Annotated in this window: 16 protein-coding genes, 1 tRNA gene and 1 riboswitch; of the genes, 11 read left to right on the top strand and 6 right to left on the bottom strand. The window is 74.8% G+C overall.

Going from position 1 to position 15,352, the window contains the following annotated elements:
* Positions 1 to 74 precede the first annotated feature (74 nt).
* The 3 genes from QFZ62_RS13005 (at position 75) to QFZ62_RS12995 (ending at position 660) form a co-directional block, all read left to right on the top strand.
* On the top strand, positions 75 to 248 hold the full coding sequence (locus QFZ62_RS13005) for a hypothetical protein (protein WP_307506429.1): 174 nt from the start codon (positions 75 to 77) through the stop codon (positions 246 to 248).
* 34 nt (positions 249 to 282) lie between these two features.
* Positions 283 to 355: transfer RNA gene (locus tag QFZ62_RS13000), tRNA-Lys, on the top strand.
* A gap of 59 nt (positions 356 to 414) precedes the next feature.
* On the top strand, positions 415 to 660 hold the full coding sequence (locus QFZ62_RS12995; RefSeq protein WP_307506427.1) for a hypothetical protein: 246 nt from the start codon (positions 415 to 417) through the stop codon (positions 658 to 660).
* Here QFZ62_RS12995 and QFZ62_RS12990 read toward each other — a convergent pair.
* Positions 657 to 1,577, bottom strand: a complete 921-nt coding sequence (locus tag QFZ62_RS12990; protein ID WP_307506425.1) for an aldose 1-epimerase family protein — start codon at positions 1,575 to 1,577, stop codon at positions 657 to 659. The two genes, QFZ62_RS12995 and QFZ62_RS12990, sit on opposite strands and share 4 nt — an antisense overlap.
* 10 nt (positions 1,578 to 1,587) lie before the next feature.
* The gene (locus QFZ62_RS12985; RefSeq protein WP_307506422.1) at positions 1,588 to 2,412 is read right to left on the bottom strand and encodes a DeoR/GlpR family DNA-binding transcription regulator; all 825 of its coding nucleotides are present in this window, start codon (positions 2,410 to 2,412) and stop codon (positions 1,588 to 1,590) included.
* Positions 2,413 to 2,504: 92 nt separating this feature from the next.
* Between QFZ62_RS12985 and galT the strand changes: the two genes are divergently transcribed.
* From galT to QFZ62_RS12965, 4 genes are read left to right on the top strand one after another with little or no spacing between them, the layout of a single operon-like run.
* Positions 2,505 to 3,647, top strand: coding sequence for a galactose-1-phosphate uridylyltransferase (gene galT, locus QFZ62_RS12980; protein WP_307506419.1), 1,143 nt, complete (start codon positions 2,505 to 2,507; stop codon positions 3,645 to 3,647).
* Positions 3,644 to 4,804, top strand: coding sequence for a galactokinase (gene galK, locus QFZ62_RS12975; protein ID WP_307506417.1), 1,161 nt, complete (start codon positions 3,644 to 3,646; stop codon positions 4,802 to 4,804). The genes galT and galK overlap by 4 nt, the downstream gene beginning before the upstream one ends.
* A 42-nt stretch (positions 4,805 to 4,846) precedes the next feature.
* Complete coding sequence (locus QFZ62_RS12970; RefSeq protein ID WP_307506413.1) at positions 4,847 to 5,773, top strand: GNAT family N-acetyltransferase; 927 nt, start codon at positions 4,847 to 4,849, stop codon at positions 5,771 to 5,773.
* Entirely contained in the window at positions 5,770 to 6,363 is a 594-nt protein-coding gene (locus QFZ62_RS12965) for a gamma carbonic anhydrase family protein (RefSeq protein ID WP_307506410.1), read from the top strand. Before QFZ62_RS12970 ends, QFZ62_RS12965 begins: the two co-directional genes overlap by 4 nt.
* 48 nt (positions 6,364 to 6,411) lie before the next feature.
* Here QFZ62_RS12965 and QFZ62_RS12960 read toward each other — a convergent pair whose 3' ends face one another.
* Together QFZ62_RS12960 and glyA are read right to left on the bottom strand one after the other, a co-directional pair.
* Positions 6,412 to 7,314, bottom strand: a complete 903-nt coding sequence (locus tag QFZ62_RS12960) for a bifunctional methylenetetrahydrofolate dehydrogenase/methenyltetrahydrofolate cyclohydrolase (RefSeq protein WP_307506408.1) — start codon at positions 7,312 to 7,314, stop codon at positions 6,412 to 6,414.
* Positions 7,311 to 8,588: a serine hydroxymethyltransferase gene (gene glyA / locus QFZ62_RS12955; RefSeq protein ID WP_307506406.1), complete on the bottom strand. Its 1,278-nt coding sequence runs from the start codon at positions 8,586 to 8,588 to the stop codon at positions 7,311 to 7,313. Before glyA ends, QFZ62_RS12960 begins: the two co-directional genes overlap by 4 nt.
* A gap of 32 nt (positions 8,589 to 8,620) precedes the next feature.
* Positions 8,621 to 8,704: riboswitch (ZMP/ZTP riboswitch) on the bottom strand.
* Between the two features lie 1,205 nt (positions 8,705 to 9,909).
* Here glyA and QFZ62_RS12950 point away from each other — a divergent pair.
* Positions 9,910 to 10,533, top strand: a complete 624-nt coding sequence (locus QFZ62_RS12950) for a DUF3459 domain-containing protein (protein WP_307506404.1) — start codon at positions 9,910 to 9,912, stop codon at positions 10,531 to 10,533.
* Between the two features lie 40 nt (positions 10,534 to 10,573).
* Positions 10,574 to 11,077 carry a hypothetical protein gene (locus QFZ62_RS12945; RefSeq protein ID WP_307506402.1) on the top strand — a complete coding sequence of 168 codons (504 nt, stop codon included), beginning with the start codon at positions 10,574 to 10,576 and terminating at the stop codon, positions 11,075 to 11,077.
* Between the two features lie 9 nt (positions 11,078 to 11,086).
* Here QFZ62_RS12945 and QFZ62_RS12940 read toward each other — a convergent pair whose 3' ends face one another.
* Complete coding sequence (locus tag QFZ62_RS12940; protein WP_307506400.1) at positions 11,087 to 11,944, bottom strand: LysR substrate-binding domain-containing protein; 858 nt, start codon at positions 11,942 to 11,944, stop codon at positions 11,087 to 11,089.
* 151 nt (positions 11,945 to 12,095) lie between these two features.
* Between QFZ62_RS12940 and QFZ62_RS12935 the strand changes: the two genes are divergently transcribed.
* Positions 12,096 to 13,565: an MFS transporter gene (locus tag QFZ62_RS12935; RefSeq protein WP_307506397.1), complete on the top strand. Its 1,470-nt coding sequence runs from the start codon at positions 12,096 to 12,098 to the stop codon at positions 13,563 to 13,565.
* Here QFZ62_RS12935 and QFZ62_RS12930 read toward each other — a convergent pair.
* Positions 13,474 to 14,505, bottom strand: a complete 1,032-nt coding sequence (locus QFZ62_RS12930; protein WP_307506394.1) for an aldo/keto reductase — start codon at positions 14,503 to 14,505, stop codon at positions 13,474 to 13,476. The genes QFZ62_RS12935 and QFZ62_RS12930 overlap by 92 nt on opposite strands.
* Positions 14,506 to 14,661: 156 nt before the next feature.
* Between QFZ62_RS12930 and QFZ62_RS12925 the strand changes: the two genes are divergently transcribed.
* A complete protein-coding gene (locus QFZ62_RS12925; protein WP_307506392.1) occupies positions 14,662 to 15,342 on the top strand; it encodes a metal-dependent transcriptional regulator in 681 nt (226 codons plus the stop codon).
* The last annotated feature ends 10 nt before the right edge of the window (positions 15,343 to 15,352 follow it).

The following is a 15,352-nucleotide window of genomic DNA, read 5'->3' as shown; positions in this document are numbered from 1 at the left end:
GTACGCCGCGACCGGCCGCGGTCGCCGGATGATCGACCGGCGGGCACCCGGGACGCGCACGTAGGGTGGTGCGCATGAAGCGCTTCGTCCTCGGCCTGGTGGCCCTCTGGCTGGTCCTGGTCGTCGTCGGCTTCGTCGTGAAGGCGCTGGCGTGGCTCGTCGGCGTCGGGATCTTCCTCGTGGTGGTGACGCTGGTCGCCGGCGCCCTCGTGCGCCGCGGCTCCTCGCGCGACGTCGACCGGCTCTGATCGCGCATCCGCCGTCCCGTAGCATCGGGGACGCGGGCCTCTAGCTCAGTTGGTAGAGCAAGGGACTTTTAATCCCTGGGTCGTCGGTTCGAGCCCGACGGGGCCCACTTCCGCGCTCCGCGTCCGGAGCGTCGCCGTGCCGCGAGGCGGTGCGATGCTGGAGCGCATGAGCATGCAGGCCGACGAACTCGTGATCGCGATGCTGACCGCCGAGGAGACGAGCGAGCGGTACGACCTGCTGAGGACCGCGCTCGAGGAGCACGACGACCGGGGCGTGCAGTACCTGTCCGGGGTCGTCGGGCGGCTGCTCGCCTACATCGACGGGCTGCGCGAGCCCGAGGAGAACCGGATCGCGCTGGAGCAGTACACGCGGCGCGTGGCCCTGCAGTGGGCGCAGGAGGACGAGGGCTAGGAGCCGGTCGCGCGGATCCCCCAGCTGAGCGTCCACTCCTCGCCGGGCTCCAGCCGGCGCACGCCGACGCCCGAGTTGAAGGCGTCAGCCGGCGCGGTCATCGGCTCGATGGCGACGGCCTGGCGCCCGTGGGTCGGGAACTCGCGCGGCGTGTACACCTGCAGGAAGCGGAAGGACGCGTCGGCCCAGAGCTCCACGCCGCGGCCGTCGGGCGCGGTGAGGCCGTGGCGGCTGGTGCCGTCGACCACGTGCACGTCGCCGTAGCCCGTGTTGAGGTCGAGGTCGCCGACGACGCGGCCCTCGCGGAGGTCCTCGTCGGCGCCGTCGACGGGGTGGTCGGCGACGGGGATCAGCGCGTCGTCGACCTCGGACCACGTGTCGGCGCGGACGGTGAGGGTGAGCTCGGACGACGGCACGCCGCCGATCGCGAGGTAGGGGTGCGCGCCGACCGCGACGGGCGCGGGCGCCTCCGAGTCGTTGCGGATCCGGTGCGTGACGACGAGGCCGTCGTCGGCGAGCCGGTACGTGACGGAGGTGTCGAGGAGGAACGGGTAGCCGTGCTGCGGGAAGACGGTGGCCGAGAGGGTCACGCGGTCGTCGGCCCGGTCGGACGCGGTGTAGCCCGTGTTGCGGAGGAGCCCGTGCGAGGCGTTGCCGAGCGAGGGCTCGGAGACGTCGAGCGGCTGCGCCTTCCCGTCGAGCTCGTAGCGGGCGCCGCGGATGCGGTTCGGCCAGGGCACGAGCACCATGCCGGCGCCCATGGGCGCCACGAGGTCCTCGCCGTAGGGCTCGACGAGGTCGACGCCGTCGAGGGTCAGGCCGCGGACGGCGGCCGCGAGCTGCACGACGGTGGCGCGGAGCTCACCGGACGGGCCGGCGTGGACGAGGTGGTGCTGCTCTCCGGTGACGGGTCTCATGGGATCCACGTTACGACCGTCCGACGCCCGGCGACCGGCCGGCCTGGACGATCCGGAGGCCCGCGTCGCGGAGCCGGGCGAGCTCGTGCAGGTCCGCGCCGTCGTCGGTGAGGAGCGTGTCGACGAGGTCGAGCGGTGCCACCGACCCCAGGTGCGTGCGGCCGAGCTTCGCGGCGTCCGCGACGACCACCGTGCGGGCGCTCGCGTCGACCATCCGCCGCTTCACCTCCGCCTCGGGGAGGTTGACGTTCGTCACGCCCCGGTCGACGTCGACGCCGTTGCAGCCGATGAACGCGACGTCGGGGTGCAGCCGGTCGAGCACGACCGAGGCGAGCGGATCCACGAGGCTGTGCTGCAGGGCCCGGAGCGTGCCGCCCGTGACGACGACGGTGAAGCGGGGCATGGCGCGCTCGAGCTCCAGCGCGAGGGTGAGCCCGTTCGTGATCACCGTGACGTCGACGAGGTCCTCGCGCGCCACGAGCGCCCGGGCCACCTGGAGCGTCGTGCTGCCGACGTCGAGCAGGACGCTCTGCCCGCTCTCGACGAGGTCGGCGGCGGCCCGCCCGATGGCGCGCTTGGCGTCGGCCGCGGACTCGAGCGTGACCTCGAGGCTCTGCTCGCGGGCGCCGAGGCCGGAGCGGAGGACGGCGCCGCCGTGCACGCGCTGCACCGCGGCGGAGTCGGCGAGCGCGTCGAGGTCGGCGCGGATCGTGACGGCGGAGACGCCCGCGTCGGCCGCGAGCTCGGCGACGGTCGCGAAGCCGCGGTCGGCGAGCGCCGCGAGGATCCGGGAGCGGCGGGTCGCCGCGGGGACGGATGCGGTGTCGTCGGCCATGCCGCGAGCCTCCCGCACGGGGTTGCCGGAACGCAAGCCGGCCTTTCGCGAGCGCAGATCCCGGCCGCGGGAGCCCGTAGGATCGGGGGATCATGCATGCCGACCAGACCGTCACGACGTCGCCGTCCGGGATCACGCAGCGCCGCACGCTGCTCTCCGACGGCCGCGAGCTCGTCTACTTCGACGACGCCGACACGACCCTGCCGCCCGAGCGGGCCGTCGACGCCCGCCCCGCCGCGCCCCGCCCGCCCACCGCGACGATGCGGCAGGACGTGCTCACGGGCGAGTGGGTGTCCATCGCGGCCGCGCGCCAGAACCGCGCGCACCTGCCGCCGGCGGAGCTGGATCCCCTCGCCCCGGCGAGCGCGACCAACCCGTCCGAGATCCCGAGCATGTACGACGTCGCGGTCTTCGAGAACAAGTCGCCGTCCTTCGGCCCGGCGCTCGCGGACACCGCGGGCGTCGACGCCCCCGTCGACGACGACGACCTCACCTCCGTCGGCGTCGAGCGCACCCGCACCTCGGTCGGCCGCTGCGAGGTCGTCTGCTTCAGCCCCGAGCACACCGGCTCGTTCAGCGGCCTCACGCCGTCGCGCGCCCGCACCGTGGTGGAGGCGTGGGCCGAGCGCACGCGCGCCCTCTCCGCGATGCCCGGCATCCGCCAGGTGTTCCCGTTCGAGAACCGCGGCGAGGCCATCGGCGTCACGCTGCACCACCCGCATGGGCAGATCTACTCGTACCCCTACGTCACGCCGCGCACGCGCCGCCTCGTCGAGTCGATCGAGCGGTTCGGGCCGGGCCTGTTCCACCGCATCCTCGAGACCGAGCAGGCGTCCGAGCGCGTCGTGCTCCGCGGCGAGCACTTCACCGCGTTCGTGCCGTTCGCGGCGCGCTGGCCCGTGGAGGTGCACATGCTCCCCCACCGGCACGTGCCCGACCTCGCCGAGACGACCGACGCCGAGCGCGACGAGCTCGCCGCGATGTACCTGAAGCTGCTGCAGGGCATGGACCGGCTCTACGACACCCCCACGCCCTACATCGCCGCCTGGCACCAGGCGCCCGTGGACGCGCACCGGGACGAGATCCGCCTGATGCTGCAGATCACCTCGCCGCGTCGCGCGGCCGACAAGCTCAAGTTCCTGGCCGGATCCGAGGCGGCCATGGGCGCCTGGATCGGCGACGTGCCGCCCGAGAAGGCGGCCGAGATGATCCGGAAGGCAGTGGAGGACGCATGACCGACATCCGAGACGACGTGCGCGAGGGATTCCGCCAGCGCTTCGACCGCGAGCCGCACGGCGTGTGGTCCGCGCCCGGGCGCGTGAACCTCATCGGCGAGCACACCGACTACAACCAGGGCTTCGTGTTCCCGTTCGCGATCGACCGCCGCACGGTCATCGCGCTCGCGCCACGGGACGACGACCGGATCCGCCTGGCGAGCTCGTTCTCCGAGGAGGTCGTGGAGGCGCGCCTCGCCGACCTCACCGGTGAGCGCATCGCCGGCTGGCAGGCCTACCCGCTGGGCGTCGCGTGGGCCCTCGGGCAGCGCGGGGCCGACCTCGCCGCCGTGCCCGGCTTCGACGTGTTCATCGACAGCGACGTGCCGGTGGGCGCGGGCCTCTCCTCGTCGGCCGCGCTCGAGGGATCCGTCGCGCTCGCGCTCGACGACATCTGGCGCCTCGGCCTCGACCGGCCCACCCTCGCCGCCGTGGGGCAGCTGGCCGAGAACGAGATCGTGGGCGCTCCGACCGGGATCATGGACCAGTCCGCGAGCCTCCTCGGCCGCCAGGACGCGGGCGTGTTCCTCGACTGCCGCTCGCTCGACGCGGAGGTCATCCCGCTCGGGCTCGAGGCCGCGGGCCTCACCATCGCCGTGATCGACACGCACGTGGCCCACGCGCACGCGGACGGCGGCTACCGCGCACGCCGCGAGTCGTGCGAGACGGGCGCGCGCCTGATGGGCGTCGCGTCCCTCCGCGACCTGTCCGTGGACGACCTGGTGCGCGCCCGCGAGGTGCTCGACGACGAGACGTTCCGCCGCGTGCGGCACATCGTCACCGAGAACCAGCGCGTGCTCGACACCGTGCGCGCGCTCCGCGAGGAGGGCCCGCGCGCCATCGGCGAGCTGCTCGACGCGAGCCACCGCTCCATGCGCGACGACTTCGAGATCAGCGTCCCCGAGCTCGACCTCGCGGTCGAGGTGGCGCAGAACGAGGGCGCGATCGGCGCGCGCATGACCGGCGGCGGCTTCGGCGGATCGGCCATCGCGCTGATCGACGTCGACTCCCTGTCGCGCCTCCAGGTGGCCATCGACGGCGCCTTCGCGGAGCACGGCTACACGGGCCCGACCGTCTTCACGGTCACGCCGTCGGACGGGGCGACGGCGGAGCAGTAGGGCGCGGGGCGCTCCCGCGGCGCCGCCCCTAGGCTCGGGCGCATGCGACGACGGCCGGGCCTGACCGAGATCGCGGACGACCGGGACGACGCCCTGCGGGACGTCGCGCGGGCGCTGTCCGCGTGGACCCCGGCGTCGACCCACCCGGGCGGCTTCGCGTGGGAGGCCGCCACCGGGCAGCTGCCCGCGCGGATCGCCGTGGTCCGCGACGGCGCCGGCGCGGTGATCGGCTGGGCCGCCTCCTCGCCGGACGACGCGCGCGTCGAGTGCGCGCCCGGCGACGACGCGACCACCGACCTGCTGGCGGCCTGGCTCCTCGACGCGGCCGGCGGCGCGTCCGTCAGCGTCGCCGTCCACCGCGGGCAGGCGCGGCTGCGCGGGATCCTCGCGGACCGCGGCTTCGTCGACGAGGCGATCCCGCTCGCCGGGCTCCGGCACGCGGCCCGCGACACCGGGGCGCGGGCGCCCGCCGGGTACCGGATCCGGCCGGTCGCGGACGGCGAGGAGCCGGCGAGGGTCGACGCGCACCGCCGCGCCTGGAAGCCGGTCGACCTGCCCTTCACCGACGGATCCGGCGACGGCATCGACCCGGCCGCCGAGAGCCGCTTCGACGCCCACGCCTACGCCGCCATGCGCCGCGCTCCCGTCTACCGGCGCGACCTCGACCTCGTGATCGAGGCCCCGGACGGCTCGCTCGCCGGCACCTGCACGGCCTGGCTCGACCCGACGAGCGGCTGGACGGAGCTCGAGCCGCTCGGCATCGTGCCCGAGCACCGGCGGCGGGGGCTGGCCGGGATCCTCGCGCTCGACGTCTGCCGCCGGGTCGCCGAGCTCGGCGGCCGCGAGGTGCTCATCAACGCCTCCCCGCTGCCGTACTACCGCGCGCCCTGGGACGCCTACGTCGCGGTCGGCTTCGCGCCCCTGGACCGGGGCACGCGGATGCGCCCGCGGCCTACCCTGGCGGCATGACCGTCGACCCCCAGGCCACCGTCCGCGCGCTCCCCGGGTCGCCCGCGCCCGGCATCGCCCCCGACGCCCTCGTGGCCGCCGGTGCGCGCATCGTGGGGCGGGTGACGCTGGGCGCCGGATCCAGCGTGTGGTTCAACGCCGTGCTGCGCGCCGAGGCCGCGGACATCGTGATCGGCGCGGGCTCCAACCTGCAGGACAACGTGAGCTGCCACGTCGACGCCGGCTTCCCGCTCACCGTCGGCACGGGCGTGAGCGTCGGCCACAACGCGGTGCTGCACGGCTGCACCGTCGAGGACGACTGCATCGTCGGCATGTCGGCCACCGTGATGAACGGCGCGATCGTCGGCCGGGAGTCGCTCCTCGCGGGCGGCACCGTCGTGCTCGAGGGGCAGGTGATCCCGCCGCGCTCGCTGGTCGCGGGCGTGCCCGGGAAGGTGCGGCGCGAGCTCACCGACGAGGAGGTGACGGGGCTCCGCGCGAACGCCGCGCACTACGTGGAGAACGCGCGGCTGCACGCGGGGACGATCCCGATGCCGGCCGTGCTCCTCGCCGCCTCGACCGACGCCGGACGCGAGGAGGGGACGGCCTGACCGGCCGTCCCCTCCTCGATCCGCGCCGCGCGACCGCGGCGAGCGCCGTCAGCCGCGCAGCTCGGCGGCCAGGCGCGCGTCGCGCTCGGCGGCCAGCACCACGTTGACGAGCAGCATCGCGCGCGTCATCGGGCCGACGCCGCGCGGGTTCGGCGACAGGTGCCCGGCGACCTCGGCGACGGCCGGGTCGACGTCGCCCGTGAGGCGGGCCTTGCCGGTCTCGGGATCGACGACGCGCGTGATCCCGACGTCGAGCACCGCGGCGCCCGGCTTCACCCACCCGGGCTGGATCAGGTGCGCGACGCCCACGGCCGCGACCACGATGTCCGCCCGGCGGACCTCCTGCTCGAGGTCGCGCGTGCGCGAGTGCGTGAGCGTCACGGTGGCGTCGAGGCCCTTGCGCGTGAGCAGCAGGCCGAGCGGCCGCCCGACCGTGAGGCCGCGGCCGACGACGACCACGTGCTGGCCGGCGATCGGCACGTCGTACCGCTGGAGCATCTCGACGATGCCGGCGGGCGTGCACGGCAGCGGCGAGGTCAGCTCCCCCTGGACGCCGAGCACGAGGCGCCCCAGGTTCGTCGGGTGCAGGCCGTCCGCGTCCTTCGACGGGTCGATGAGCTCGAGCATCGCGTTCTCGTCGATGCCCGCCGGGAGCGGCAGCTGCACGATGTAGCCGGTGACGGCCGGGTCCGAGTTGAGGCGCTCGATCGCCTGGCGCACGTCGGCCTCGCTCGCGTCGGCGGGGAGGTCGACGCGGATGGACTCGATGCCCACCTCGGCGCAGTCGCGGTGCTTGCCCGCGACGTACGAGCGGGATCCCGGGTCGTCGCCCACGAGGAGCGTGCCGAGGCCGGGGACGAGCCCCTGCTCCCGGAGCGCGCGGATCCGCACGGCCAGCTCGGACTTGACGGCCGACGCGGTCGCGACGCCGTCGAGCACGACCGCGGTCACTGGGTGAGGCCCTCGTAGAGCGGGAAGCCGTCGGTGAGCGTGAGCACGCGCGCGCGGAGGCTCGCCAGGTCGCTGCCGGGCTTCAGGGTCTCGGCGATGACGTCCGCCACCTCGGTGAACTCGGCCTCGCCGAAGCCGCGGGTCGCGAGCGCGGACGTGCCGATGCGGACGCCGGAGGTGACCATGGGCGGGCGCGGGTCGAACGGCACCGAGTTGCGGTTGACCGTGATGCCGACCTCGTGCAAGGCGTCCTCCGCCTGCTTGCCGTCGATCTCGGAGTGGCGGAGGTCCGCGAGCACGAGGTGCACGTCGGTGCCGCCGGTGAGCACGGAGACGCCCGCCTCGGTGGAGTCGGCGGCCATGAGGCGCTCGGCGAGGATCTGCGCGCCCTGGATGGTGCGGCGCTGGCGGTCCGCGAACTCCTCCGTGGCCGCGATCTTGAACGCCGTGGCCTTGGCGGCGATGACGTGCATGAGCGGCCCGCCCTGCTGGCCGGGGAAGACGGCCGAGTTGAGCTTCTTGGCGAGCGCGGTGTCGCGGCTGAGGATGACGCCGGACCGGGGACCCGCGAGGGTCTTGTGCACGGTGGAGGAGACGACGTCCGCGTACGGCACGGGCGAGGGGTGCACGCCGGCGGCCACGAGCCCGGCGAAGTGGGCCATGTCGACCCAGAGCTTGGCGCCGACCTCGTCCGCGATGGAGCGGAAGGCGGCGAAGTCGAGGTGGCGGGGGTAGGCCGACCAGCCCGCGATGATGACCTGCGGGCGGTGCTCGAGCGCCTTCTCGCGCACGACGTCCATGTCGATGAGGAAGGTGTCGGGGTCCACGCCGTACGCCGCGGCGTCGTAGAGCTTGCCCGAGAAGTTGAGCTTCATGCCGTGCGTGAGGTGGCCGCCGTGCGCGAGCTCGAGGCCGAGGATCGTGTCGCCCGGCTGCGCGATGGCGGCGAGGACGGCCGCGTTGGCCGTGGCGCCGGAGTGCGGCTGGACGTTGGCGAACTCGGCGCCGAAGAGGCTCTTCGCGCGGTCGATGGCGAGCTGCTCGGCCACGTCGACGAACTCGCAGCCGCCGTAGTAGCGGCGGCCCGGGTAGCCCTCGGCGTACTTGTTGGTGAGCACGGATCCCTGCGACTGCAGCACCGCGCGCGGCACGAAGTTCTCGCTCGCGATCATCTCGAGGGTGCCGCGCTGACGGCCGAGCTCCTGCTCGAGGACGGCCGCGATCTCGGGATCGACCTCGGAGAGGGGGGCGTTGAAGGACTGGTCGACGGGCATGGGACTCCTTGTGCACGGTGGACGAGCGGATGCGTCGTGGCCCAGGCGTACGGCCACCAACCGTGTGAGTCGCTCCCCGATGGTGACCCATCCGAACGCCAGTCGCGACGTCGTCGAGCCTACCCGGGCGGGCACGCCGACGCGAGGCGGCGCCGTCCTCCCGATGCCGCGCGGACGTCCGGCCGGACGCCCTCTGCGGAGCCCGCATGGCCGCCGAGCGAGGAAAAGCGGAGGGCACGAACGGATCGGCCGGTCACGGGCACCCCTCGCCCGTAGGATCGGAGGGTCGGGCGACGGTGCCCGCCGGATGCGGAGGAAGGACCGAGCATGGGGAGCACAGCGCTCACGACCGATCCCGCCACAGGCGGACACGACCGCGACGACGCGCGCCTCGACGACGCGGCGGCCCCCGCGGCACCCGCCGAAGCGCCCCCGCTCGACCGCGACGCCCTCGCCGCCGACCTCCGCCCGCTCCTCGGCGACGACGCCGACGCCCTGGCGGACGCCCTCGCCGCCGACCTCCGTGGCGTGCACGCGCGCCGCACCCCGCCCGCGTCCCTCGACCTCGACCGCCGCACCGGCGGCGTCTGCTACGTCGACCGCTACGCCGACGACCTCCGCGGCCTCGTGGCGCGGATCCCCGCCCTCCGCGACCTGGGGCTCACGCACCTGCAGGTCACGCCCGTCGCCGAGCGGGCGACCGACGACGACCCGGACGCCCTCCTCGCGCCGGGCGTGCGCGTGCGCGCGGGCCTCGGATCCGCCGACGACCTGGCCGCGCTCGTCGACGCGCTGCACGACGCCGGCCTCACGCTCGCCGTCGACCTCTCCCCCGCGGATCCCGACGCCTCGCCCGCCGACCGCGTCGGCGCCGCCATGCGCGAGGCGGCGGCCCTCGCCGCCGTGGGCGCGGACGTCGTGCGCGTGGACCCGGCCGCCGTCCTGGGCGACCGCCCCGACGCGGACCGCGCCGCCCTCCTCCGCGTCATCGGCGCCCTCGCCCGCCGCGTCGCCCCCGCCCTCGCGCTGGCCGTCGCCGCCGAGGCCGAGCCCCGCGGCGGCGCCGACCTCCTCGACGGCGACGCCGTGCGCCTCGCCGAGGACCCCGCGCTCACCGCCCTGGTCTGGGAGGCGCTCGCCACCCGGTCCGCGTCCCTCCTCTCCCGGGCCCTCGCGCGCCGCGGCGAGGCGCCCGCCGGATCCGCGTGGATCGCGCGCGTCCGCAGCCACGACGCGCTCCGCTGGGCCTTCGACGACGACGACGCGCGCGCCCCTCGGCATCGACCCCGACGAGCATCGCCGCTTCCTCGCCGACTACCACGTGGGCCGCTTCCCGGGCAGCCACGCGCGCGGCGTCTGGCACGCCGACGGCGCGGTCGCCGGCACCACGGCCTCCCTCGCGGGCCTCGAGCAGGACGACCCGGGCGCCGTGGAGCGGATCCTCCTCGCCCACTCCGTCGCGCTCAGCACGGGCGGCCTGCCGCTGATCGTGCTCGGCGACGAGGTCGGCCAGATCAACGACTACGGCTACGACGACGTCCCGGCCCACGCCGAGGACAGCCGCTGGGTCAACCGCCCGCTCTACCCCTTCGAGCGCTACGACCAGCGCGACGACCGCACCACGAGCACGGGGGTCATCCACGCGGGCGTCCGTCGCCTCGTGGCCGTCCGCCGCGCCACGCCCGCGCTCGGCGGCACGCGCGTCGTCGGCTTCGACGCCAAGGACCCGCGCATCCTCGGCTACCAGCGCCCGCACGAGGACGGCACGGTCCTCGTGCTCGCCAACCTCGGCGACGAGCCCGCGACGGTCTCCGCGGAGACGCTCGGCGGCTTCGCCGAGCACGCCGTCGACCTCGTGCGCGACGAGCGCCTCCGCCTGACGAAGGGCATCGTGCTCAGCCCGCGCACCTTCGTCTGGCTCCAGGCCGCTCACGACCCGGCGTGACACACTCACGGACACAGGCGGGGCGGCACGGAGGAACGGCATGAGCGACGAGGGACGCGGCACGGACGAGCCGCGCGAGGGCGCGCGCCCGACGGGGTTCGCCTGGCCCATGTGGGTCAACATCGGCTGGATCGCGCTCGGCGCGTGGCACGTGGTCGCCCCCGTCAATGACGCGTCCGGCTGGCTCGGCGCGTTCCAGATCTCCGTGGGCGCGTTCGGGATCCTCGCGTCCCGCCGTCGCGCCCGCCGCCTGGCCGAGGCGGAGGCCGACGCCCTGCCGCTCGCGCAGGCCACCCGCATGCCCGCCGACCCGGACGAGGATCCGGCCCGCCCGGGCGACGCGGCCGCCGCGCACGCGGAGATGGACGCCCGGCTCCGCGCGCTCGCCATGCAGCTGGAGCAGCCCGGCGACCCGACCGCGGATCCCGACAAGCCCGAGCCGCCGCACCAGCCCGGAGCCCGCGGTCGCGGCCGCCGGGGCCGCGCGCGGGTCCGCGGCGGCGACCTCGACGACGACGGCCTGCCGCCCGTCGCCCGCTGGTAGCGCGCGCGCTCAGCTCGCCCGTGCCACCCCGCGCGACATGATGGCCGACGTCAGCGCCTCGATGGACGCGCGCGGCCCCGCCGGGTTGTCGAGCAGCACGTAGTCCACCTCGTCGAGCTCCGGCAGGCCGAGCCGCGACGTGACCTTCACGAGATCGGTGGGGATCAGCGCCTGCGGCAGCACGGCGACGCCCATGCCGGCGCGCACCGCGGCGAGCACCCCGTTCACGTCGCGCGTGCTGCACGTGATCCGCCAGGTGCGCCCGGCGCGCTCGAGCGCGTCCATCGCCATCTGCCGGCTGATGCTCGGGGCGCGGTAGGCGATGAGCGGCACGCTCGCGCCCGGCTCCACCAGCGTGCGGTCGAGGCCGACCCACACCATCCGGTCGCGGCCCACGCGCCTGGCCGCCGGCTGCTCGTCGACCGCGGTCTTCGTGAGGATGAGGTCGAGCTGCCCGGCGAGCAGCCGCCGGTGCAGCGGCCCGCTCTGCGTGACCGTGAGCTCCAGCTCGATCTGCGGGTGCAGCTGCCGGAAGTGCCGGAGGATCCGCGGGAGCTGCGTGATCGCGAGGTCGTCGGCGGTGCCGAAGCGCAGGCGGCCGCTCACCGCGGATCCGCCGAAGTAGCTCTCCGCCACCTGGTGGGCCGCGAGGATCGTGCGCGCGAAGCCGGCCATCGCGTCACCCGCGTCGGTGAGCCGCATCGCGCGGGTGTCGCGCGCGACCAGCGTCCGGTCGACGGCCCGCTCGAGCCGCCGCACCTGCTGGCTCACGGTGGGCTGGCTGATGCCGAGCCGGGCGGCCGCCTGCGTGAAGCTCCGGGTGTCGGCGACCGCGAGGAACGTGGCGAGCAGGGTCGGGTCCAGCACGGCGGCCTCCGGTCATTCGATCACGTGATGACACTCATCATGTCGAGGCGGGATCCGAATGGGAAGCCCCGGAGTACCGTCGATCTCGGCCGTCCGCGGCCGCACCCATACGGAACCGATCCGCCCATACGCAACGCACACGCAGGATGAAGTGACCCCGCCCCCGAACGCCTTCCCCCCGACCGCCCCGCTCCCCGTCCAGACCGAGCGCCCGCCGTGGCGCCACACGCTCATCGCCCTGAGCGTGCCGAACTTCCGCCGGTTCACCGCGTCCAACGTGATCGCCATGACCTCGGGCTGGATGCAGCGCATCGCCCAGGACTGGCTCGTGCTCGAGCTCACCGGCAGCGTCACCGCCGTCGGCATCACGGTGGCGATGCAGTTCGCGCCCATGCTCCTCTTCGGCCTCCTCGGCGGCGTCATCGTCGACCGGTGCTCGAAGCGGATGCTGATGATGATCACGCAGGGCACGTACGCGCTGCTGAGCGCGCTGCTCGCCGTCCTCACCCTCTCGGGCGCGGTCGAGGCGTGGCACATCTTCGCCATCGCGTTCGCGACCGGGCTCGTGACGGTGATCGACAACCCGGCGCGCCAGGTGTTCGTGACGGAGATCGTCGGGCAGCAGCACCTGCGGAACGCGATCAGCGTCAACTCGTCGGTGTTCCAGCTCGGCGGCATGGTGGGCCCGGCGCTCAGCGGGATCCTGCTGCTCGCGGTCGGGGCCGGCTGGTCGTTCGCCATCAACGCGGTCGCGTGCGTCGTCGTGGTGCTCACGCTGTGGAGCCTGAGGACGCGGGACCTGATCCGCATCCCGCCCGCCCCGCGCCGCCGCGGCCAGCTCGCGGAGGGCCTCCGGTACGCGCGGTCGAAGCCGACCATCCTCTGGCCCGTCGTGCTCGTGGCCGTCTTCAGCGTCTTCGGGCTGACCATGCCCGTGCTCCTCGCGGCGTTCGCGAGCGAGGTCTACGACGTGGGCGCGGGCGGCTACGGCTTCTTCAACTCGATGGTCGCGATCGGCGCGCTCACGGGCGCGCTGCTCTCGACGCGGCGGGCGACCGTGCGGCTGCGGACCATCGTGGTCGGCGTCGGGATCACGGGCGTCCTGCAGGCCGTCGCGGGCCTCATGCCCGGCATCGCGCCGTTCGCGGCCGTGCTCGTCACGGTCGGCATGGCGTCGCTGCTCTTCCAGACGGCGGCGAACTCGCTCGTGCAGCTCTCCAGCAACGTCGCCATCCGCGGGCGGGTGATGAGCGTCTACGTGCTCGTGCTCCTCGGCGGCCAGGCCGTCGGCGGCCCGCTCATGGGCGGGATCGTCGAGGCGTGGGGCGTGCACGTCGGCATGGTGGTGTCCGGCGGGGTGCCGGCGCTGGCCGCGGCCGTCGTGGCCGTGGTGCTGGCGCGGCGGGGTCAGCTGACCCTCGAGGTCGTGGTGCGCCGGCACGTGCCGCGCGTGCGGATCACGCCCCGGGCGCCGGGGGCCGGTCGTCCCCGCGTCGCCGGAGCGGACGCGGGGACGGCCGGCGGCGGCCTCAGCCGCGCACGTCGATCGCGCGGTGGCGCTGCTGCACGCCGGCCGGGCCGTACGGGTAGTCGGACACCACGGGCGCGCTCACCGCGCTGAGCGACGCGATCTCCTCCGCGCTGAGCTCCAGGTCGGCCGAGGCCATGTTGTCCTCGAGCTGCTCGACCGTGCGGGCGCCGAGGATCACGCTGGTGACCGCCGGCTGCGCCTCGAGCCACGCGAGCGACACGCGCGCGGAGCTCGACCCGTGGGCGTCGGCGATGCGGCGCACCTCGTCGAGGATCGCCCAGGTGCGCTCCTGGCCGTTCCGCGGCGTGAAGGCCTCCATGCCGCGCTCCGGGTCCTCGCCGAGGCGGGTCGCGCCGGTCGGGGTCTCGTCGCGGCGGTACTTGCCGGTGAGCCAGCCGCCCGCGAGCGGCGACCACGGCAGGAGCCCGATGCCCGCGTCGAGCGACGCCGGCACGATCTCCGACTCGATCTCGCGCACCAGCAGGCTGTACTGCGGCTGCAGCGTGACGGGCGGCGTGTACCCGAGCGCCTTCGCGAGCCCGACGGCCTTGGTGAGCTGCCAGCCCAGGTAGTTGGAGAAGCCGTAGTACGAGATCTTGCCGGCGCGCACGGCGTCGTCGAGGAAGCGCAGGGTCTCCTCGAGCGGGGTCACCGCGTCCCACGCGTGCATCTGGTACAGGTCGATCGTGTCGACGCCGAGGCGGCGGAGCGAGTCGTCGAGCGCGCGCGTGAGGTGGCGGCGCGAGGTGCCGACGTCGTTGTTGCCCTCCCCCATCGGGAAGCGGCCCTTCGTGGCGATGACGAGCTGGTCGGCCTCGGCGGGGTGCGCCGCGAGCCAGCGGCCCACGATCTCCTCCGAGATGCCGGCCGAGTAGACGTCGGCGGTGTCGATGAACGTGCCGCCGCCCGCGACGTAGGCCTCGAGGATGCGACCGGAGGTCTCCTCGTCCGCCTCCGCGCCGAAGGTCATGGTGCCGAGCGCGTAGGTCGACACGATCGCGCCGCTGTTGCCGAGAGTGCGGTACTGCATGTGGTTCCTCCATCGGATGCGCCGCGGGCGTCCCTGCCCGCGGTCACCACCCAGCATGCTCCGCCCCGGCGGGTCCGGGGGACCAGGTGGCCGCCCGGGGACGGGGCGGCCGCCGGAGGACCGGGTGGCCGCCGGGGCGGTCGCTACCATGGGCGCATGTCCGTCGACGAGCTCTCGAGCGCCGCGCAGGACTACCTCAAGCTCATCTGGACCGCCACCGAGTGGTCCGACCAGCCCGTCACCGTGACCCGGCTGGCCGAGCGGCTCGGGATCCGGCCCGCCACCGCGTCCGACGGCCTCCGCCGGCTCACCGCGCAGGGCCTCGTCGAGCACCGGCCGTACGGCAGCATCGAGCTCACGGTCGACGGCCGGCGGCACGCGATCCAGATGGTGCGCCGGCACCGCCTGCTCGAGACGTTCCTCGTGGAGGTGCTCGGCTACGGCTGGGACGAGGTGCACGACGAGGCCGAGGTGCTCGAGCACGCGGTCTCCGACGACTTCGTGGCGCGCATCGACGCGCACCTCGGGCACCCGTCGCGGGATCCGCACGGCGACCCCATCCCGTCGGCCGACGGCGAGCCGCACCTGCCGGAGGCCACCGTGCTCGCGGACGCCGTCGCCGACCGGCCCATGCGGGTCCGCCGCATCTCCGACGAGGACCCGCGGCTCCTGCGCGAGCTCGCCGAGCACGGGATCGGGCTGGACGCCACGCTCGTGCGCGCCGACGCGTCCGACGCGCGGGACCCCGCCGCCGTGGTCGTGACGGTCGACGGATCCGCGGGCCGTCCGCTCACGCCCGCCGCGGCGTCCGCGGTCTGGGTGTCCAACGCCGGCTGAACCGCGGATG

The sequence above is a fragment of the Clavibacter sp. B3I6 genome, assembly GCF_030816895.1.
Taxonomy (GTDB): Bacteria; Actinomycetota; Actinomycetes; order Actinomycetales; family Microbacteriaceae; genus Clavibacter.
This window is presented reverse-complemented; position numbering and strand designations above follow the sequence as displayed.